Here is a 22299-nt window from a genome sequence, read left to right as displayed (position 1 = left end):
AGGGGATGGAGTTGAGGGTGATGAAAAAAGTATTATTTTTAGGAGACCCAGGAATTGATGACTCTTTAGCCATCATGTATGGAATTATGCATCCTGATATTGATATTGTTGGTGTTGTAACGGGATATGGAAATGTAACGCAGGAAAAGGCAACGAGTAATGCAGCATATTTATTACAAATGGCAGGGCGAGAAGATATACCTGTTATTAATGGTGCAAAAATCCCTTTATCCGGAGATGTTACAACGTATTATCCAGAAATTCATGGGGCAGACGGTTTAGGACCAATTAAACCTCCAAAAACTTTTTCGCCAAATATAAAACCTTTTTGTGTATTTTTTGATATTCTTGAAAAGTATAAAGGAGAATTAATAATAGTCGATGCTGGTAGGTCAACGACACTAGCGACAGCATTTATTTTAGAAAAGCCGATGATGAAGTATGTAAAAGAATATTATATAATGGGCGGCGCGTTCTTAATGCCTGGTAATGTAACACCGGTAGCAGAGGCAAATTTTCATGGTGATCCTATTGCGTCACAATTAGTGATGCAAAATGCTAAGAATGTGACATTAGTACCACTTAACGTTACATCTGAAGCTATTATTACGCCGGAGATGGTAAAATATATTACGAAACACTCTAAAACGAGTTTTAATAAGTTAATTGAGCCCATATTTACGTATTATTATAAAGCTTATAAAAAGTTAAATCCGAAAATAACAGGTAGCCCAGTACATGACGTCGTTACAATGATGGTCGCGGCAAATCCCTCCTTGTTAGATTATGTATATCGTCGTGTTGATGTAGATACAGTTGGAATTGCAAAGGGAGAAAGTATTGCTGATTTCCGTCCTCAACCTGACTCAAAAGCTTTAAAGAATTGGGTACGAATTGGTTGGTCATTACATTATAAAAAATTTCTCGAAGACTTCGTGAAAATTATGACGTAGACATAATGGGAGAATACAAGTTAAAATAATGGAGATGATTATTTTAGTAATCATCTCCATTATTTTGTTTGTAAGAGATAGATAGAGAAGAGTTATACAATAGGAGAGGAATTTTACTTGAAAAAAACTATAGTATGCGCAGTGATTGTGGGTATTTTCGTTTTGCTAATATCGGGTAATTTTTTAGTGAAAAAAGTGTGGAGTTCAAATAATGATGATGCGCAGTATATCGCATCCTTTATTGAAGAACATAAAGATGAAAAAAATAGTGCGCTTCTCGTGAAGAGAAATGATAAAGTTGTTTATTCTGTAAATCCAAATGTTGTATTGCCAGTTGCTAGTACGATGAAGTTAATTGTGGCGCTTGAATATACGAAACAAGTTACAGAAGGAAAAATTGATCCGTCTAGTTTCGTTTCCATTAATGATGTGAATCGGTATTACGTACCGAATACAGATGGTGGTGCGCAAGATAGGTGGCAACGCTATTTGGAGAAAACGGGCAAGATAACTGAAGGAGCAGTTTCTTTAGAAGAAGTGGCAAAAGGAATGGTTAAGTTTAGTTCGAATGCAAATGCGGAATATTTAATGGAATTGTTAGGATTAGATAATATTAATCGTAATTTACAAAGTTTATCGCTTCCAGCACATCAGCCGCTATTTCCAATTGTTTCATCTTTATACATCCCTGGATATTTGCATAAAGAACTACATGTTCCGAAATATAAAATAGAGAAAAAGTTAAAAGAAATGTCTCAAGAGCAATATCGTGAATATGCGATACTTATTCATGAACGTTTAAAAAAGAAGGGACCATTATTACAGAAGGAAATTCCTCTTTATTTAGAGGAACGTTACGATAAAATTTGGTCAGATCGATTACCAGCAGCTTCTGCAAATGATTATATGGTACTGCTTCAAAAGGCAAATCATAAAGGTGGCCTAACAGACGCAGAAGAAAAAGTGTGGGCGAATATCGTTGAAACAGATATGAGCGCTAAGAAATACCGTAAAACATTTAGACATGCAGGGCAAAAAAATGGTTATACGCCATGGACAGTTACAAAAGCAGTTTATGCGATGGACAAACGTGGGAACTGTACAGAAATAGTGTTCTTAGCAAATGATTTAAATGAAGACGACAGTGCAGAAATACGGAAACATTTAGCAAATTTACATTTCCAAGTGTTGCAAAGTGATAAGTATGATGCGACTTTTATTAAGTAAACTCGGTGCAGAGGGCGCCGAGTTTATTTTTATGTACAAGCACTTTTTTTCTATCTCTGGGTATGATGGGTAGTAATACTTAGGTGAGAGGGGAAAAGGTGATGAAACAAAGCAAAGAAGAGTTTATAAAGAGTGAAGGCGCTGATTTCCCTGGGAAAACATACGTGGATTGTGTATTACAACATGTATTTGAGTTTCAAAGAAATTACTTATTGAAAGACATGTTTCAAGTGCATAAAGCGCATATTACGATGCTGACTGAAGAAAATTTAATGAAAAAGGAAGAAGCTAAAGTTATATTACACGCATTAAAAAAGGTAGAGGGAATTCCAAAAGAGCAATTGCTCTATACAGAGCAGCATGAAGATCTCTTTTTTTTAGTGGAACATTTAATTTCTCAAGAAGCAAAAAGCGATTTTGTAAGTAATATGCATATTGGTAGAAGTAGAAATGATATGGGTGTAACGATGTATCGCATGAGTTTAAGACAGTATGTATTACGATTAATGGAACATCATTTGTTAATGCAAGAGAGTATATTGCAACTTGCGGCTGATCATAAGGAAACAATTATGCCAGCTTATACACATACACAACCAGCGCAGCCAACAACATTTGGTCATTATGTGTTAGCAATTTATGATACGATGCAAAGAGATTTAGAACGAATGAAAAGAACGTACAAACTTTTAAATCAATCCCCAATGGGAGCTGCTGCGCTTTCTACAACAAGTTTCCCAATTAACCGAGAGCGAGTTGCCAATTTACTTGGATTTACTAATGTAATCGAGAACTCATATGATGCTGTTGCTGGAGCGGATTATTTATTAGAAGTTAGCTCATTACTTATGGTAATGATGACGAATACGAGTAGATGGATTCATGATTTTTTACTATTAGCGACGAAAGAATATGATGGTATTACTGTTGCAAAGCCATATGTACAGATTAGTAGTATTATGCCGCAAAAGCGAAATCCAGTTTCCATTGAACACGCCCGTGCAATTACGAGTAGTGCTTTAGGTGAAGCATTTACAGTATTTCAAATGATTCATAATACACCATTTGGCGATATTGTCGATACGGAAGATGACTTGCAGCCGTATTTATATAAAGGAATTGAAAAGGCTATTCGTGTATTTTGCATTTTGAATGCAGTCATTCGAACAATGAAAGTGGAAGAAGAAACGCTGAAAAGTCGTTCTTATAAACATGCAATTACGATAACTGATTTCGCAGATGTTTTAACAAAAAACTATGACATTCCATTCCGGCATGCGCATCATGCAGCAAGTGTTATTGCAAATATGTCATTGGAGCAACAAAAGGAGCTTCATGAATTACATTTCAAAGATGTAAATATATACTTACAAGAAAAATTTAAAATACATTTATTAGAAAAAGAGTGGGAAGAAATTATATCTCCAGAAGCTTTTATACAAAAAAGAAAGGTGTACGGTGGACCGAGTAAAAAAGAGATGGAGCGTATGATTAAAAATCGAAAAGAGTCATTTCGAAAAGAAGAAGAGGTATTTAAAAAGGAAAAACAGAGAATTTTACAAGTTGAAAATGCTTTGAATACGTTAGCTTCGAATATTATTGAATCGTAAAAGAGGGATTTAATGAATTAATCGCCAATACTTAATGAAACTATAAATAGAGAGAAGAGATTGTCGATGATTCAATTACATGTATATGAAGAGATTCTTAATTTTAAAGAAGTGGTTACACCATTTTTAGAAAAGAATGAACAGGAAAATAATCTCATATTAGGTGTATTACAAATGGTCCAACAACCGATATTTATGGGGATAGCGAAACAAGGAGAAGAAATTGCGATTGTATTTCTGCAAACGGAAGAGAAGAAACAAATCATTGTTGCAACTTCTGAAATTTCAGGAATAGCTATCAAGGAGCTTGCAAAAGAGTTAACGAAAGTATATCCAGATATTCCCGGATTGATCGGTAATAAGAAAGTTGTACAACAATTAGCGGAAGAGATTGCGGTGTTAGAAAATAAGAAAACGAGTGTTGTAATGGAACAAGGAGTATATGAGTTGAAAGAAGTGAAGAAGAAACCGAGCGAGGGTAGTTTTTTTCGAGAAGTACGTAGTGATGAACTAACATTAATAGAAGAGTGGATATATCGATTTTGCGAAGATGTGAATCTTCCTACTACGAAAGAGGAAGCAAAACAAACGGCACATACATTAATCACTAATCATCGTTTATTTGGTCTAGAAGTAGACGGAAAACTTGTTTCTGTAGCAGCAAAAACGAGACCGACTACAAATAATATAACAGTTAATTTCGTATATACGCCTAAAGAAGCAAGGAAAAAGGGATACGCATCTAATTGTGTAGCGGCACTTAGTCAACGTATGTTAGATGAAGGTTACAAGACGACTACGTTATATACTGATTTGGCGAATCCGACATCGAATAAAATTTATCAAGAAATTGGTTATGAGCAAATTGCGGAGTCCGTGCTTATATTTTTAGAGAAGTAGAACAAAAAGGCGTGCTAAAATAGCACGCCTTTTTGTTATTCATCAATTCTAATAATCTCGCCTTGAGGGAAGTCTTCAGTTTCTAGTAAGTTACGAATAGCTTTCGCAACATATTCAGGTGATAATAGCTTTCCTTCTTCTTTTAATGCGATGAATCGCTCTAAATTTGTGAAGTCTTCTTTATTTGTTTCACGAATCTGTGCTTGCATATTTGTATCAACAACGCCAGGTGCAAAAGCGACGATTTTTACTGGATATTCTTTTGCTGCTTCTTCGGTTGCTACGCACTGTGTAAACATATTTACGCCAGCTTTCGTTGTACAATAAGCGCCCCATCCGAAGTATGGATTTTTTCCTGCACCAGATGAAATGTTTATAACACGTTTATCTACTTTCCATTCTTTCGTATGTTTCATGAAAGTAGATGTAAGAATCATAGGGGCAAGTAAATTAATGTGAACGTTCGTAATGAATTGTTCACTTTCTGCTTTTTCAATTGGCTTCATAGGAGCAACCGTACCCGCATTATTAATTAAATGAATAGAAGATACACTGTCTTCTTGAATAGATGAAATGATTTCGTTAAAGTTCGTTTCTAAATTATGTACATCTTGAAGATCTAAGGAGTGGAAAACACAATTGCTATTATATTGTTCTGCGAGTTTCGTAAGCTCTTTATTTTCTCTTCTAGAAATAGAGATGACAGTTGTATTTTTTTCTAACAATTGTGTGGCAATAGCCTCACCTAAACCTTGTGAAGTTCCTGTTATGATAACGTAGCGCATAGTTTTATAAGCTCCTCTCATATGTGCGGAATTTTGTTGGACAACGTACATTGTATAGTTTGTCTACATTTTATAGTATAGAGCACTTTTTACTATAAATGAAATGAGATGATTACGTGCCTTTTTTGAATCGCTTTACAACAACAGTAACGGGTGCCGTCACGTTCACTGGGAATACATTAGGACTTAGTCCTACATCGCCTGCGCCAGGCAATAACTTTGGTACGATTGATGTATTTACAACGGTGAATACATCACTTCAAGTACCTGGATTCCCAGCAGGAACGACGGATGATTGGCCTTTAAATTCTTCAAGTGCAATTTTGAACCTTCCAGTAGGGAGTAGCGTTTTATACGCAGAACTAGTATGGGCCGGCACATACCGGACTGATACGGAGGATGTTACCGCGTTTTTAAATGATAATATTACTTTTACAACACCATCCGGAACATTTTCTGTTACGCCAGATCCCGCTACTGCGCAGCAAGGTTCAGTAGGGAAACAGTTTTATTATAGTCGCTCGGCTAATGTAACGAACCTTGTTAGTGCAGGTGGGGCCGGCACATATACAACAGGTGCTGTGCCTGCTGCAAGAACTTCAGCCGATCCAACAATTAGCCGTTCAGCTGGCTGGACGCTTGAGGTTGTGTATCAAAATGCAAGTTTACCACTTCGAAATTTGTCAGTATATGCAGGCCAAGAAATTATTGATGCTTCATCCCCGCCAGTTGATGCTACTATTTCAGGATTTGCTACGCCAGCTACAGGAGCTGTTACAGGAAGAGTGCTCGTAACTGTTCAAGAGGGAGATTCCAACATTTCTGGAGATCAACTTCGCTTTGGACCAAACCCAAATGCTATAGTTGCATTATTCGGACCGAGAAATCCGGCAAATAATTTCTTTCAATCTCAAATTTGTAATGACTTTGGGGAATTAGATACAACCGGAACGTTTGGAGATTTGAATCAGCCACTAGGGATAGCTTTGGCTGTTCGAAGACAAGGATGGGATATTACAAACGTAGATGCTTCATCATCATTAGTAAATAATCAAACGTCAGCAACCGTTCGGTTCGTTACAAATGGTGATGGTTATGCAGCGGCTGGTTTTGGTGTTCAAATTGATGCGACGGGACCGATTATAAATCCTGTCAAATCTGTTGATAAAGCAGTTGCAGGTATAGGAGATATTCTCACTTATACGATTACAGTTCCGAATACAGGAACAGGAAGTGCGGACAACGTTGTATTACAAGATAGTATTCCGAACGGCACAACATTTATAGCTGGTAGTGTAACGGTAGGTGGAGTAGCACAACCAAGTGCGAATCCAGCTAGTGGAATTAATTTAGGAACGATACCAAATAATGCTCAAAGAATCGTTACATTCCAAGTAAGAATTACATCGTTTCCAAATCCAAACCCTATTTCAAATCGTGCAATGGTGTCTTACCAATTTCGTCCTTTCGTCGGTAGCCTTCCTATTGCAAGTACGTCTTCTTCAAATACAGTACAAACGACAGTGAATCAAGCAACTATAAGTATGCAAAAATCTGTAGATTTACAGACGGCAACACTTAATGATGTATTAACGTACACGGTTAATGTAACGAATAATGGAAACGTCACTGCAAACAATGTTATTTTTGTTGATAGTATCCCTGCAGGAACAACATTTGTCGCAAACAGCGTTACGGTAAACGGGGTAGCACGTCCAGGAGCGAATCCAGCAAGTAGTATTAATTTAGGAAGTATTAATGCATCGCAAACGACTGTAGTGCGCTTTCAAGTACGAGTGACATCGAACCCTCTTGTCAATCCAATTCCAAACCGTGCGAGTGTAACATTTAACTTTACTCCAGTACCTGGTCAACAACCAGTTTCAGGGCAAGCGACAAGTAATACTGTAGTTACGACAATTAATATAGCTGATATAACAACGAGAAAAACAGTGGATAAAGCTTTTGCAACGGTTAACGACGTTCTTACGTACACGGTAACAATTCAAAATACAGGAAATGTACTTGCGACGAATGTTATTTTTCAAGATCCAATCCCAACTGGAACGACTTTTATCACAAATAGTGTAACTGTAGATGGAATTTCGCAACCTGGGGCAAATCCGGCAACTGGGTTTACAGTTGCTAACATATCTCCAGGTGGGACTAGGACAGTTACATTTCAAGTACGAGTAACATCTACGCCGTCAGGAGGTACGATTCCGAATCGCGGAAATGTATCTGCTAATTTCGTCGTTATTCCGAATCAGCCACCAGTAACGATTAATAGACAAACGAATACAGTTGTGACACAAGTTAATACAGGCGGTTTAAATGTAATAAAAGAAGTGAATACAACGCAAGCGGCAGTAGGGGACACTTTAACGTACACGATTGCCGTTCAAAATACAGGAAACGTTCCGCTAACAAATGTGTTATTCCAAGACACTATTTCTTCCGCTGTTTCTTTCGTTGCAAATTCTGTAACAATTAATGGAGTACCACAAAGTGGATTGAATCCGAATACAGGATTTTCTCTTCCAAATATTCCTGCGGCTCAAACGGTTGTAGTCACATTTGAAGTAGTAATTGTACAGAATCCAGGAGATGAAGATATTTTAAATCAGGCAAATGTAACAGCAAGTTTTCAAGTGAATCCGAGTGAACCACCAGTTACGATTACTATTCCGAGTAACCTAGTGAATACAACTGTACAATCAGGGAATTTTGAAGTTGTGAAAGCAGTGAATACGGATGTTGCGACGGTAGGAGATGTTTTAGTATATACAATCGAAATCATAAATGCAGGTAGTGTACCAGCAACAAATGTATTTTTCCAAGATTCAATTCCACAAGGGACATTATTTATTGAAAATAGTGTATTGGTTAATGGTGTTTTACAAGAGGGGGCAGATCCAGGACTAGGATTCCCATTAAATGATTTACCTACTGGCGCGAGTGTAATTATTTCATTTGAGGTATTAATTGATGAAATTCCGCCAGGGAATAATGTTGTAAATAACGCGAATGTAACTGGAGATTTCCTTGTAAATCCAACAGAGCCACCGATTACTGTAACAGTACCAAGTAATACTGTTATGACTGTCGTGAATTCTTCAGGATTAAATGTAATGAAAAGTGTAAGTGCTACTGAAGCAGGTGTAGGAGATACACTAACATATACAGTTGCTATACAAAATAGTGGAACGGTAGTAGCGACAAATGTATCATTCCTTGATCCGATTCCAGTTGGAACCACTTTTGTAGCGAATAGTGTAACAATAAACGGGACACCTCAACCAGGTTTAAACCCGACAACTGCATTTCCACTTGCTAATATTCCAGTAGGAGGGATGGTAACGGTCACTTTTCAAGTGACAATCACGAGTGTACCACCAAATAGAGTTCTTCCGAATAATGCGAATGTAACTGCTGATTTCCAAGTAAGTCCTCTCCAGCCACCAATTACAATTGTAACAATTAGTAATACAGTTGTGACACGAGTGAATGTGGGATCACTTAATGTAATAAAAAGTGTAAATACACCACAAGCAGGTGTAGGAGATACGTTAACGTATACGATTCTTATTCAAAATACAGGAACTGTTCCTGCAACAAATATTATTTTTCAAGATCCAATCCCATCTGGAGCTACATTTGTAGCGAATAGTGTAACGATAAATGGAGTCGTTCAGCAAGGCGCGGATCCTATAGCAGGTTTTCCTGTTACCGATATTCCAGTTGGGCAAACGGCTACAATTACGTTTCAAGTTACAGTGACGAGTGTTCCGAGTGGTGGGAATATAAGAAATCAATCGAATGTTACTGCCAGCTTCCTTATAAATCCAGCTGGTCCTCCTATAACGACTACTACAAATAGTAATTTTGTAGTGACACAAGTAAATACAGCTCGATTAAATATACAAAAATCTTCATCTGTACAACAAGCAACACTTGGAGAAACTTACACGTATTCTGTTGTTATTCGAAACAACGGAACAGTGACAGCAACGAATGTCTCTTTTATTGATCCGATTGCTCCAGAAACAACATTTGTAGCAAATAGTGTAACGATAAATGGAACGCCTCAACCTGGATTTGATCCAAATGTAGGTTTCCCGCTTCCTAATATTGCAGCGGGCACATCATTGACAGTAACGTTCCAAGTGATAGTTGTTGCACCATCAACGCTTGGGGCAGTTCTAAACACAGCGTCTGCTACAGCTACTTTCTTATTGAACCCTTTACAACCACCTGTAACAACAACGAACTCAAGTAATACAACGGTAGTTACAATACCGTTACCTCCTCCTGGTGAAGTGACAGCAACCAAAACAGTAAATGTTGCAACTGGGGCTGTTGGGGATGTATTAACGTATACAGTGCTAATAACGAATGTAGGAATTATCCCTGTTACAGATGTGCTCTTCCAAGATGTCATTCCAGAAGGGACGACGTTTGTTGACAACAGTGTAACGATAGGTGGAATACAACAACCTGGTTTGAATCCAGAAATAGGTTTTACAGTTAGCCCGTTATTAAATGCTGGTGGAAGTATTACGGTAACATTCCAAGTGACGATTACAGAGGTTCCAGATAATGAAGTCATCTTAAATGACGCAGATGTTACATTTACTTCACAACCAAATCCGCAGGAGCCACCGATTACGCAAACGATATTAACGAATTTAGTCGTTACGACAATTAATATAGCTTCAATTTTCCCAGTAAAAATAGTAGATAAAGAGGCAGCGACGGTTGGGGAAATATTAACTTACGATGTACTAATTTTTAACTTTGGAACGGTACCGGCAACGAATGTTCAATTTCTTGATTCTAGTACGAGTGGTGTAGCATTTGTTCCAGGAAGTGTGAGTATAAACGGAATACCAGAACCTGGATTAGATCCGTTCATAGGCTTTACAGTTCCAGATATACCTGTAGGTGATTTTGTGCTTGTCACATACCAGGAGATGGTAACAAGCATACCTCAAGGTGGAACAGTTGTTAACTTTGTAGACGTTACGGCTACATTTGCTGTAAGTGAAACCGAACCACCTATTACGGAGACGACGACAAGTAACACGACATTAACGGAAATAAACGAATCTGGTTTGAATGTTTTAAAATCAGTAAGTCAACCGATCGTTGCAGTAGGCGATACAATCACATATACAACAGTCGTTCAAAATACGGGAACAGTGATAGCGACGAATGTTCAATATAGTGATGTATTACCATCCTCTATAACATTCGTACCGAATAGTGTAACGATAAACGGTGTGTTACAGCCTGGATTAGATCCTAATACTGGCTTCTCACTTCCGGATATAACTCCAGGTGAAAGTGTAGAAGTCACATTCCAAGTAACAGTTGTTAGCGTTCCGTCAAACGGAACAATTGCCAATACGGCAAATGTTACTGGAAGCTTTATTTTAGTACCAGGAGAACCACCAGTTATAGTAAATCAGCCAAGTAATACAACACTCACAACTGTAAATAGAGGACGCTTTAATGTTATTAAACAAGTAAATAGGGCTGCTACTCTCGTTGGAGATGTATTGACGTATACAGTGCAAATAACGAATACAGGAACAGTAACAGCAAATAATGTTCAGTTTATTGATACGATTTCAGCAGGAGCATCGTTTGTAGCAAATAGTGTAACGATAAATGGAGTCCCGCAACCAAACTTAAATCCGATTACTGGCTTTGCAGTTGGAGATATACCAGTTGGTGAAACGGTTATAGTAACGTTTCAAGCGACAGTTACAACCATCCCATCATCAGGAACAATCACGAACGTTGCAAATATAACAGGAAGTTTTACTTTAGTGCCAGGAGAACCACCAGTTATAGTAAATCAGCCAAGTAATACAACAATAACGAGAGTGAATAGAGGGCGCTTCAATATAATAAAAACAGTAAATAAACAAGCAACACGATTAGGAGATACGTTAACGTATAGTGTGCAAGTGACAAATACGGGAACGGTAACAGCGACGAATGTTCAGTTTATTGACGTTCCATCTCCTGGTTTAGAATTTGTTCCTGGAAGTGTACAAATAAATGGGATTCCACAAGTAGGTTTAGATCCATTTGTAGGCTTTTCATTACCCGATCTTGCAGTAGGGGATAGCGTATTAATTATATTTGAAGTAAATGTAATCGCAGTTCCGCCTTCTAGTAGCATTATGAATACAGCGAGAGTAACGGGTGATTTCGAATTGATTCCAGGAGAACCTCCGTTTACAATTACGAATTCAAGTAATACGACAGTGACACCGGTAAATAGGGGCAGCTTAGATATGCGAAAAGAAGTAGATCATTCAATTGTTGGAGTAGGAGAAACGGTAACGTATACGGTTCGTATATTAAATACTGGTACTGCTGATGCGATGAATGTTCAATTTATCGATGTACTATCTCCGGAAGCGGTTTTTGTACCAAATAGTGTAACTGTAAATGGAGTAGCTCGTCCAGGAGTAAATCCGCAGGTTGGATTTACGATTTTAGATATTCCAGTCGGTGAGACGGCGATTGTAACATATGAAGCTACGATTACGAGTTTTCCGGATGGTGGTACAGTAGTGAACGTTGCTGGGGCATCAGCAGAATATATTTTAGTACCAGGGGAACCGCCAGTGACGGTGATGGACACGAGTAATACAGTTATTGTAACGGTAAATACTGCAATCTTATTTGTTGCAAAGGGGGCAAACTTTGAAGTAGCAATGGTAGGAGATGTTGTCACTTACGGAATTGCCGTTATAAATGACAGTACAGTTCCTGTGACGAATATTGTTTTAAAAGATATCATTGATCCGAATACGTTATTTATAAATGGCACGGTAACGGTAAATGATGTATCTCTTCCATTTGCCCATCCGAATACTGGTATCCCGTTAGGTGATTTTCAGCCAAATGATGCCGCCATTATTAATTTCCAAGTTGTAATAACAGGAGGACAAATAAATAATTTAGTTACAAATACTGCTACAGCAAGTGGGCTCGCGACTGTAAATCCGAATGAGCCACCAGTAGTAGTTGAAGGTGATAGCAATACAGTTGTTATCCCATTTATATCTCAAAATGTCTCAACGACAGTCGTAAAAACGGCAGATCATCAAACAGCAACGATTGGTGATGTTATTACGTTTACGATAGTTATAACGAATACGGGAGATACAGCAATACAAAATATTCGTTTTCAAGATATGTTAGATAGTAGTGTTCGATTTGTTCAGGGAAGTGTAACAGTTGATAATACGCCAGTGCCAAATGTAAGCCCAGTATCAGGATTTCTCATAGGTAGTTTAAATCCAGGTGAAGCGCGAACAGTTTCGTTCCAAGTAGTAGTTCAGAGTGCGCCAAGTGGTTCAGGAAATTATATTAATCAAGCGAGTATCCGTTTCGAACATCAAGTAGGTACAGTATTGCCACCTGTCACACAAATAGTAGAAAGTAATATGGTCGTCATTCCGTTCGTTCCGACGATTGAACAAATTTGTGAAACAAACTTTAATTGCTTAGATAAAATTCCATTTGAGTGTTCTCCGTGTCATCACTTGCACGGACATAAAAAATAAAAACAAAAAGAGCATCTAGAATAGGATGCTCTTTTTGTTTTTATCATATAGATTCATTTTCGGAAGAGGTAAAAAACTCGTTGATTTTGTCGGAGAGTAGTAATGGAATAGCTCCTTTTATAACAGAAATGTCCCAGTCCCACCATGCAAGATTCTCTAGTTTGTCAATTGTTTCTTGCGGGAAACGATATCGAATAAATTTTGCTGGATTACCAGCCACAATTGCATATGGAGGGACGTCTTTTGTAACAACACTTTTTGCACCAATAATGGCACCGTTACCAATTGTAACACCAGATAAAATGCAGGATTGATAACCGATCCATACATCATTACCAACTACGATATCACCTTTTGAAGAAGGGTGACCAGTAATATGTGCTCCTTCACCGAAGAGGGCATTGAATGGATAAGTTGTTATCCAATCGGCACGATGTTCACCACCAAGTAGGAAAACAACTTCTTCTGCCACTGAACAAAACTTACCTATTTTTAATTTCGTTTCATCATTCCAAGAAAAAATAGTTGGACCTACTTTACTATAAGTATAATCACCGATATCATACTTACTATATTCTGGTTTTTGATTTAAATATAACATGATTCTTCAGCCTCCTTTCTCAATTAAGCGATACGTATGGAATATTATATGCAAGGTGTAGCAAGGTGAGCTGTGTTAATAGGTGAAATGAACAAAAAGGAGTGGGCTGTATGAGATACGAAATGGGTTTATATAATAAACCTTTTCAATCAATTCAATCTGGAAAAAAAGTATATGAAGTACGTTTATACGATAAAAAACGTCAACTCATAAAACAAGGCGATCATATTGTATTTACGAATCTTACGACAGCGGCAACGATGACTGTAAAAGTAACGGAAATAAAACGATATGAAAGCTTTAAAGAAATGTATGAACAAATTGATAAAAAATTATTGGATTGTCAAAATGATAGTTTAGAGGAAATGTTAGAAAGTACATACAAAATATATACGAAAGAACAAGAAAAAAAGTGGGGAACAGTTGCGATTGGTATTGAGGTAATAAAATGATAAGAAATCGCGGCGTGGCAATCATTGTGCAGGAAGGGGAAATTGCTCTTATAAAACGTATTCGAGAAGATGAAACATATTATGTTTTTCCAGGTGGGGGAATTGAAGAAGGAGAAACACCTGAAGAAGCAACAAAGCGAGAAATTTATGAAGAATTAGGGGTACATATAAAAATAGAACATCTAATTGCAAAGGTGGAGTTTAAAGGTACGGAGTACTATTTTAATGCCCATATTATAGATGGAGTTTTTGGAAGTGGTAGAGCTGAAGAATTCGAACTGAAAGATAGAGGGAGTTATATTCCGTTGTGGTTACCAATACAAGAGTTGGAAAAAGTGAATATAAAACCGTGTGAAGTGGTCGGAAGTATATTAGAACATTATAAAATGTAAGGTCTGACAACATACAAAAAAAACCATTGACATAGTCTTCTGATTTAAGTATTGTATTCGAGTATGTTTATAATCAGGAGGTTTATATGAGTAATCAAACTACTACACATCATGTGAAAATGACAACAGCAGATCCATCTGGAATTGGTCTATTTGGATTAGCGATGGTAACACTTGTAGCATCATCTCAAAAGTTAGGCTTAACAGATGGCGTTTCACTTGTATTACCTTGGGCGATCTTTTTAGGAGGATTTGCACAAATCTTTGCTTGCATTCACGATGCAAAGCATAACAATACATTCGGTACAACAGCATTCGGTGCGTACGGCCTATTTTGGTTAGGTGTTGGAATGACTTGGTTAATTCAACTTGGAGTATTTGGCGAGAAATTAGCACAAGCTGCAGATTCAAAACAGCTTGGTGTAGCCTTTATCGGATATTTGATTTTCACAATCTTTATGACAATTGGTGCAATGGAAACACATAAAGTATTATTTATGATTTTCGTCCTTATTGATTTCCTATTTATCGGTCTTTCATTGAGTACTTTAGGTGTTATGCCACACGCAATGCATAATTTAGCAGCATATTCTGAACTTCTTATTTCATTATTATCTTTCTATGGTTCAGCAGCAGCAGTGTTAAATACACACTTCGGAAAAGTTGTTTTACCAGTTGGAAAGCCATTTGGTATTTTTAAAAAGTAATAAAAAAGCACAGATGATTGTATAGTCATCTGTGCTTTTTTGTGATGTAAACAGAAATAATAATAAAATACAATTGAAATTGATTCTCATTATTAATATAATGAGAATGAGAATCATTTATTGTGAGAGGGGGATGCCGAAGTGGCGAAAATTTTAGTAGCTTATGCAAGTATGTCAGGAAATACAGAGAGTATTGCTGATTTAATTAAAGTTAGTTTAGATGCCTTTGATCATGAAGTAGTACTGCAAGAAATGGAAGGCATGGATGCTGAAGAATTATTAGCTTATGATGGGATCATTTTAGGATCTTATACGTGGGGCGATGGTGAATTACCATTTGAAGCAGAAGATTTTCATGATGACTTAGAAAATATAGATTTATCAGGGAAGAAAGTAGCGGTATTCGGGTCAGGTGATACGGCGTATGAACTGTTTTGTGAAGCGGTAACGATATTTGAAGAACGCCTTGTAGAACGCGGTGCAGAGCTTGTACAAGAAGGATTGAAAATCGAACTAGCTCCAGAAGATGAAGAGGATGTTGAAAAATGCAGTAATTTTGCAATTGCATTTGCTGAGAAGTTCTAAGAATGGGAGTGTCAACGTGGAGACAATGTTAAGTGCGACCGCTATTACAAAGTTAAGAGATGGAAAGCTTATGTTAGCTACTACATATAATGGTTTATTTATTGAACAAGACGGAGAATGGAAACAAATTTTAAATGGTTTTCAAAAACGAATTAGGGATTTACATAGCGAAGATAATGTAGTGTATGGTGTAGGTGACGAAGGAATTTTTATTCGTAGTATGAATGGTGGAGAGAACTGGACGGTCCAGCGTTTTCCAACAAAAGCAACGAGTTGGAATGTGTGTAGTAATGTACTAGGAACTGTCATTGCTCATGGAGATAAAACGTTGTATCATTCTAATGATTTTGGTTCGACATGGGAAACTATTCATCCATTTCTTGAATATGGTGGCGGGGCACCATCTATTCGATCTTTGTTTTTATATAAACATTACTTATTTATCGGTACGAAAATACATGCTAAATACGGTGGTGTTTGGCTCTTTAATTTGGAGACACGTAAATTAAAGAGGATTAAAATCTTGATGAATCAGATGATCTCGGCGTTGACTTTACACAATTCTTATTTAGTAGCAGCCAGTGGATCATGCAAAGGGATTAGCGGGAATATCTCTTTTTGTAAAATAGATGAAAGTATTGAGAATGAAAAAACATATTGGCACACATGTCAAAGCGAGCAGAAAGCAAGTAGCTATTTAGACTTAAGTGTAGATCAACATGTGCTATATACAACGTCAACGCAAAATAAGGCGGGGATTAGTACTGTTTGTCGTGTACTTTTAGAAGAAGGAATTGTTACAGTATGCGACTCAGTTAAAGGGCATGGCTGGCGCATCGTTAACGAAAAAGAAGGCTATGTTGTAGCTGGATCAGGTGAATCAAAAGCGATGCAGTGGAAGAAAAAAGTTGTATAGCAAAAAAAACTTTGCTTTTATTATATTGATATGATATATTATATTTAAACCATTTTACTTTTAATAATATAGAGATTTAAATGAGCTGTAACTTCCGAGGAGGATAGCAATGTTAAATCTCCTCAGAGTTGCAGTTTTTTTAATGTCTGACTTATTTTTGTAAAGTGGTTGAAAATGAATATGTACATATAGGTACATTGTAGGAGGATTTTTTACATGCAAAACGGTAAAGTAAAATGGTTTAACTCAGAAAAAGGTTTCGGATTCATCGAAGTTGAAGGCGGAGAAGACGTATTCGTTCATTTCTCAGCTATCCAAGGCGAAGGTTTCAAAACTTTAGAAGAAGGTCAAGAAGTTACTTTCGAAGTAGAACAAGGTAACCGTGGACCTCAAGCTACAAACGTTAACAAGAAGTAATTATGGAAAAAAGAAGGGCTTGCCCTTCTTTTTTTTTGCATTTTTTATTGAATGGCCTTCTATGTACATATAATAATGAAATTGAATTTTCGTTTTTTAGACGAAGTATTACATGCATAAAGTGTATGATTAAATAAATACTGAAAATAAAGTATGTGTGTGAAAAGGAATGTAGAAAGAGGTAAATAAATTGGAAAACGCTACACATTTTATTGTGTTTGATATAGAGAGAAATTTCAGGCCGTATAAATCAGAAGATCCGTCAGAGATAGTTGATATCGGAGCTATAAAAATAGAAGCAAGTACAATGAAGGTAATTGGAGAATTTTCGGAGTTAGTAAAACCGGGAGCACTTCTTACTCGTCATACGACAAAATTAACGGGAATTACAAAGAAAGATTTAATTGCTGTCGAGAAATTCCCGCAAATTATAGAGAAATTTATTCAGTTTATCGGAGAAGATTCTATATTTGTTACATGGGGGAAAGAAGATTATCGATTTCTATCTCATGATTGTACGTTACATGGTGTAGATTGCCCATGTATGGACAAAGAAAGAAGAATGGATTTACAAAAATTTGTTTTTCAAGCGTATGAAGAATTGTTTGAACATACACCAAGTTTACAATTTGCGGTAGAACAGCTTGGTTTAACGTGGGAAGGGAAGCAACACCGAGCTTTAGCGGATGCTGAGAATACAGCGAACATACTTCTTAAAGCATATAGCGAGAGAGATATTACTAAAAGATATAAAAGACATGGTGAGCTTGAACTTGTAGAAAACGGCAAACTAACAGAAAAAGCGAAAAAAAAGATGCGGAAATGGGTATTTAAAGAAATGAGAAAAAATACAGAGCGTCCTTTCGTTTGGAGTACATTTGAAAGTAGTGACACGTGGGAAAGTATAACGGAAAGATACTATATAAGTGAATCTACAGTAGAACTTTTGAAAAAGCATTTTCGTACGGCGGTGAGAAAGGCGGAAAGACAGATTAGGTATTTGGCTGAGATGGAGGAGAATGTAGAGGTTAAATGACATTCTCCTCTATTTCTAGCTACATAAATTTAAATTCATTGTATTAAATAGCAATTAATTTGTTGCTGTAATTGAGCAGTCATTATTGCTTTGAAATTTAGGGCGTGAGTTAGAATGTTAATCTGTTGATGAATAGTTAATTTTTCAAATCCTTTTGCATGTGCAAAGAAATGTTGGAGGAATTTTTTCTTCTCTTCAGTTAATCTCTTATGATTTCCTATTGGAAGACCTGCGCATTTATATAAAAATTGTTTAGTATTACTTTTTAACTTTAAATCATTAATCCAATTCACAGTTTTTTCAGTGGTATGGCTGTTTATGTAGTTTTTTGGAACGGTTACTTTATAATTGTAATCGCGTAAATCGTTTTTAGTAAAACCTGTCTGTTTTAAAATTTGTAATAGAGGGAAATGATTTTCCTCAAGTTTATTTAAAATAAATTGTCTATTGGTTTTATTAGAATCGCCTTTGTTATGAAGTCTACGAAGTATTTTGAGGTATTGTGAAGGTTTATCTGTGAAATCTTCAATAATACAGGGTATTTGTCTTATGTGTTGATTATTAGCTATAAAGTTATAACAATCGTATTTCCCCACTAAAATGTATTCATCTTTTTGAGGATGTTTTTCAACTGGTAATAGTAGATCAAATGGATCGAGATATTCAATAGTATTGGTCATTTTTTTTGAGTAATTTTTTGTGATGTGTGAAATATACAATGGATTTATTTTTTCAATGGAGATCATGCTGATTTTAGTTAAAGAATGAGGAAGATAGTCTATAATCATCTGTATTTCCCTCCTTAAATCAAGTATATAAAACTAAAAAGTTGTCTTATGATAGTAATAGAAAAGTACGTGAATAATGTGAAAAATCCTACCTCTTATAAGGAGGTAGGATTTTTCACATTATTCTATTCAATTTCTCCTGATCCGTAGCCATACTGCTGCTTATTCTCAATCCGTTCAATTACGTCTTGCAACTCGTCTGGCTTCAGAAACTCAATTGGAGAGAAGCCTTTCTCAAACGTAAGTGTATCGGCTTCAATCATTAATACGTACCGATCATTTACCTTTGCGATATGTATTTGATCCCCGAAATCAGCAAGCAGGGCCTTCACAGAGATATGATCTGCTTTTAGCTTTAATTCCACTTCAGGAGCATGCTCGACGATTTGAGCGGTAGCTTCCATTACTTCTTCGGTTGAAAATTGTTCCATAATTTCGCGTTTCGGACTGGCAGCCCATACTTCCATTGCTTGGTCGAATTGTTCGCGTTCTTCTGTACCTTCTTCAAATACATCTTCAATTTGGTCGTATACCATGTCCATTACTTGTGTTTTCATAATTTCAGGCATAGAGCGTTCGTATTCGACGAATTTTAAGAAGTCTTCAAAGTAACGGGCATGTGATGCTTGGTGAATCTTTAGCTCGCCCACTTCGACCATACCTTCTTCAGGCATGTACGGATATTGGATAGATTTCATGTTTTTTGTTGTAATGGCCATTTCAACGTTGCGAATCAGTGTGGATTCATCAGAAATAGAAGCGACTTTCGGCTCGAAGTCACATTTCATAACGAAAACGAATGGATCATCAAAGTATTTGCGTAGTTTTGCTTGAGCGATTAAAAATACACCACCGCGTACAGCACTTGTGTCAAGATATGTATAAACGAGAGGCTCGCTCATATCTTTGAAGTTTTCTTTTGTTTCTGCAAAGCGAATGCGATTAAATAGGTTGTAATGAGGATTTGAATCAAGTTCGTGTCCTTCTTCTACAATGAAGCGACCGATCTTTGTCGGAGCTTGTTCTGTTTTCGCATGACGTTCTACTTTTCGCTTTGAAATTTTTAATAATTCTCCATTCAAAAATTCTTTTAGGGAGCTATCTTCATACTCTTCAGCGTCTAATGTTTGAAAATGTTTGTAGCGCTTATCAACAGCTTCACCTTTTCCTTCTACTTGTACAACATAAAAAGAAAGATAATTTATTTCAAAATCCATATTTATCACCTTGTTTCATTTCATTAACTCTTATCAGTATAGAGATGGAAAAAACTTTCGTCAATTTATATAAGGAAGGGGGAGCCCCTTCCTTCATATATTTTTTATTTTCAAAATTAAAATCCGTCTTCTAATGCTGAAAATGGAATATTTAGTCTGTTTTCTACTGTACGTAAACGTTGGTTTAAGCGGTTTAATCTACGTGTATGACGCTCAACTGTGTTTTCTAATTGACGTACTCTTTGTTCAAGCTCATTTACTCGTCTTTCTAGTTGGCGATTTCCAGTACCAGGAAAAGAGATTGGGAGTTGAAATTGTCGATTTTGATCATATGGATTAACTTGCTCTGCTGGATCTATATATTGTTGGTATTGTGCTTGTAAATCATATTGAGGCTGATAACCATTTTGGTTATATGGATCGTATGGATTGTAGGGATACATAAAAACATCCTCCGTTTCTTTAAAATAGGTTAATTCACCATAATGTATGTGTAAAAGCGGAGCGATGGCACGGCAAATACCTATTTATGTTCAAGAGAAGTTTCTTTATAAATAAGAATATGGAGTTTTTACATTTGTATTTCTTTTGTTTTATGGTATATACTGGATAAAAGAATGGGGTTACATAAAGGTTACAATTCTATCAAACTCAAACTTTTATGTAAATAAGTGTAGACATTTAGAAAAGAAAAGAGTAATTTATATAGAGTAAAAAATAACTTGTAACAATTTATAAATATATTGTAAAATGATTGTAACAAAACATACATAAAAATGAAATAATACATAAAAGTAGTATTGGGGAAAAGGGGAGAGTATATTGTTCCGTAAAGTAAAGGGTATATTAGTTGGGGTTTTATGTGTAGCTGTAGTAAGTGGTTGTGGTACAAAAGTAAGTGATGTTGCATTAGTAAGTGATATTGGTGGCCACGCAGTAGAGGCTAAAGCAGAAGTGCAGGATTCTATTAGTTTAGTAGATGGTCGTACAGGTACGGAAGTGAAAAAGCTAGATTTATCGAGTCTAGGCTATTTTGAAGACGAAGCAAAATTTAAAAAATCGGTAACAAAGGTTGCTAGCGAGGTTGGGAAAAGCGTTGACAAAAAGATGGTTCCTTCACGTTTAGCATCTGATGGGAGTTGGCAAGAAGGAAAACCTGCTTATGAATTGATGGAAAAAGAGTTAGTAGATAAATTATTAAACGTTGGTATGTGGGATTCTTCATATCAATTACCTATTGTTGAGAAAAAGCCTACTGCAACACTAAGTGATGCGCAAGGAAGTGGTACGGTAATTGGTAGATATGAAACGAATTTAGGTGGCTCAACAGGTGGCCGTATTGAGAATATTCGTTTGTCAGCAGCGAGCATAAATGGAGTTGTATTAGCAAAAGGAGACCGTTTCTCTTTCAATGCATTAATTGGTGATACAACGCCAGATAAAGGATATCAATTAGGAAAAGAAATTGTAGATGGTAAATTAGTAGATGGATACGGTGGTGGTGTTTGTCAAACATCATCAACTTTATACAATGCAGCAGATCAAGCTGGTTTAAAAATGGTAGAGAGAACGACACATTCTAAAACAGTAGGCTATGTTCCACAAGGAAGAGATGCTACGATTGCATACCCATACTTAGATTTAGTATTTGAAAACACGAATGATGCACCTGTGAAGCTTTACATGGGTATTCAGGGCGGAAAGTTAGTTGCTGAAGTACATAAAATGCGATAAGAATAATAATCTATAAAAAAGCCATGCTTTCTATTAACAATAGAAAGCATGGCTTTTTCTGTGCAGTTTATCGAGTATTAATGATACGCTTCAAGACTCGGTGAATGTAAGGACCAAGATATTTGGAAAAGTATTGAATTTAATTCTTAGTTTTCCTATTGACATTATATATAATTAACTGTATTCTTCATAATAACAACGAAATAAATGGAAAAATTTATTAGTTTTCTTATCAAGAGAGATGGAGGGACTGGCCCGATGAAATCTCAGCAACAGGCTACACAAGTACTGTGCTAATTCCAGCAAACGTATGAAGCGTTTGGAAGATGAGGGGAAATGGATTAACATTCAACTCTTCTTATATGTGTAAGAAGAGTTTTTTATTTAGAG

18 protein-coding genes and 1 riboswitch are annotated in these 22299 nt (G+C 36.4%); of the genes, 13 read left to right on the top strand and 5 right to left on the bottom strand.

Annotated elements, in window-relative coordinates; all coding sequences use genetic code 11:
* The first annotated feature begins 20 nt into the window (after window positions 1-20).
* From ATN06_RS17995 to ATN06_RS17980, 4 genes are all read left to right on the top strand, one after another.
* Window positions 21-953 carry a nucleoside hydrolase gene (locus ATN06_RS17995; RefSeq protein ID WP_060631780.1) on the top strand — a complete coding sequence of 311 codons (933 nt, stop codon included), beginning with the start codon at window positions 21-23 and terminating at the stop codon, window positions 951-953.
* Window positions 954-1070: 117 nt separating this feature from the next.
* The gene (locus ATN06_RS17990) at window positions 1071-2180 is read left to right on the top strand and encodes a serine hydrolase (protein WP_060631779.1); all 1110 of its coding nucleotides are present in this window, start codon (window positions 1071-1073) and stop codon (window positions 2178-2180) included.
* A gap of 101 nt (window positions 2181-2281) precedes the next feature.
* The gene (argH, locus tag ATN06_RS17985) at window positions 2282-3790 is read left to right on the top strand and encodes an argininosuccinate lyase (RefSeq protein ID WP_060631778.1); all 1509 of its coding nucleotides are present in this window, start codon (window positions 2282-2284) and stop codon (window positions 3788-3790) included.
* A 66-nt stretch (window positions 3791-3856) separates the two neighbouring features.
* On the top strand, window positions 3857-4690 hold the full coding sequence (locus ATN06_RS17980; protein ID WP_060631777.1) for a GNAT family N-acetyltransferase: 834 nt from the start codon (window positions 3857-3859) through the stop codon (window positions 4688-4690).
* Window positions 4691-4725: 35 nt separating this feature from the next.
* On the opposite strand, the gene ATN06_RS17975 is transcribed toward ATN06_RS17980, so the two are convergent.
* Window positions 4726-5475, bottom strand: coding sequence for a (S)-benzoin forming benzil reductase (locus ATN06_RS17975; protein WP_060631776.1), 750 nt, complete (start codon window positions 5473-5475; stop codon window positions 4726-4728).
* A gap of 116 nt (window positions 5476-5591) precedes the next feature.
* Between ATN06_RS17975 and ATN06_RS17970 the strand changes: the two genes are divergently transcribed.
* Window positions 5592-13064, top strand: coding sequence for a DUF7507 domain-containing protein (locus ATN06_RS17970; protein WP_060631775.1), 7473 nt, complete (start codon window positions 5592-5594; stop codon window positions 13062-13064).
* A 43-nt stretch (window positions 13065-13107) separates the two neighbouring features.
* On the opposite strand, the gene ATN06_RS17965 is transcribed toward ATN06_RS17970, so the two are convergent.
* Complete coding sequence (locus tag ATN06_RS17965) at window positions 13108-13665, bottom strand: CatB-related O-acetyltransferase (protein ID WP_060631774.1); 558 nt, start codon at window positions 13663-13665, stop codon at window positions 13108-13110.
* Window positions 13666-13775: 110 nt separating this feature from the next.
* Between ATN06_RS17965 and ATN06_RS17960 the strand changes: the two genes are divergently transcribed.
* The 7 genes from ATN06_RS17960 to ATN06_RS17930 all read left to right on the top strand — a co-directional run bounded on the left by ATN06_RS17960 (window position 13776) and on the right by ATN06_RS17930 (window position 18170).
* Complete coding sequence (locus tag ATN06_RS17960) at window positions 13776-14117, top strand: ASCH domain-containing protein (protein ID WP_060631773.1); 342 nt, start codon at window positions 13776-13778, stop codon at window positions 14115-14117.
* The gene (locus tag ATN06_RS17955; protein ID WP_060631772.1) at window positions 14114-14509 is read left to right on the top strand and encodes an NUDIX hydrolase; all 396 of its coding nucleotides are present in this window, start codon (window positions 14114-14116) and stop codon (window positions 14507-14509) included. Before ATN06_RS17960 ends, ATN06_RS17955 begins: the two co-directional genes overlap by 4 nt.
* An 86-nt stretch (window positions 14510-14595) precedes the next feature.
* The gene (locus ATN06_RS17950; protein WP_000070938.1) at window positions 14596-15216 is read left to right on the top strand and encodes an acetate uptake transporter; all 621 of its coding nucleotides are present in this window, start codon (window positions 14596-14598) and stop codon (window positions 15214-15216) included.
* 141 nt (window positions 15217-15357) lie between these two features.
* Window positions 15358-15801 carry a flavodoxin gene (locus tag ATN06_RS17945; protein ID WP_060631771.1) on the top strand — a complete coding sequence of 148 codons (444 nt, stop codon included), beginning with the start codon at window positions 15358-15360 and terminating at the stop codon, window positions 15799-15801.
* Window positions 15802-15817: 16 nt separating this feature from the next.
* Window positions 15818-16717, top strand: a complete 900-nt coding sequence (locus ATN06_RS17940) for a WD40/YVTN/BNR-like repeat-containing protein (RefSeq protein ID WP_060631770.1) — start codon at window positions 15818-15820, stop codon at window positions 16715-16717.
* Window positions 16718-16933: 216 nt separating this feature from the next.
* Complete coding sequence (gene cspB / locus ATN06_RS17935; protein WP_001179150.1) at window positions 16934-17134, top strand: cold shock-like protein CspB; 201 nt, start codon at window positions 16934-16936, stop codon at window positions 17132-17134.
* Window positions 17135-17324: 190 nt separating this feature from the next.
* Entirely contained in the window at window positions 17325-18170 is an 846-nt protein-coding gene (locus ATN06_RS17930; protein ID WP_060631769.1) for an exonuclease, read from the top strand.
* A gap of 35 nt (window positions 18171-18205) precedes the next feature.
* Here ATN06_RS17930 and ATN06_RS17925 read toward each other — a convergent pair whose 3' ends face one another.
* The 3 genes from ATN06_RS17925 to ATN06_RS17915 form a co-directional block, all read right to left on the bottom strand.
* Window positions 18206-18958, bottom strand: coding sequence for a hypothetical protein (locus ATN06_RS17925; RefSeq protein WP_060631768.1), 753 nt, complete (start codon window positions 18956-18958; stop codon window positions 18206-18208).
* Window positions 18959-19083: 125 nt separating this feature from the next.
* Window positions 19084-20175 (bottom strand): DUF3900 domain-containing protein, encoded by a 1092-nt coding sequence (locus tag ATN06_RS17920; protein ID WP_060631767.1) that lies wholly within the window; start codon window positions 20173-20175, stop codon window positions 19084-19086.
* Between the two features lie 116 nt (window positions 20176-20291).
* Window positions 20292-20618, bottom strand: coding sequence for a hypothetical protein (locus tag ATN06_RS17915; protein ID WP_046954610.1), 327 nt, complete (start codon window positions 20616-20618; stop codon window positions 20292-20294).
* 379 nt (window positions 20619-20997) lie between these two features.
* Here ATN06_RS17915 and ATN06_RS17910 point away from each other — a divergent pair, with 379 nt between their 5' ends.
* A complete protein-coding gene (locus ATN06_RS17910; RefSeq protein WP_060631766.1) occupies window positions 20998-21909 on the top strand; it encodes a VanW family protein in 912 nt (303 codons plus the stop codon).
* Window positions 21910-22135: 226 nt separating this feature from the next.
* Window positions 22136-22242: riboswitch (SAM riboswitch) on the top strand.
* Window positions 22243-22299 lie beyond the last annotated feature (57 nt).

The sequence above is a fragment of the Bacillus thuringiensis genome (assembly GCF_001455345.1).
Classification (GTDB): domain Bacteria; phylum Bacillota; class Bacilli; order Bacillales; family Bacillaceae_G; genus Bacillus_A; species Bacillus_A thuringiensis_N.
The sequence above is the reverse complement of the archived record's forward strand: the minus strand, read 5'-3'. Positions and strand labels throughout refer to the sequence as shown.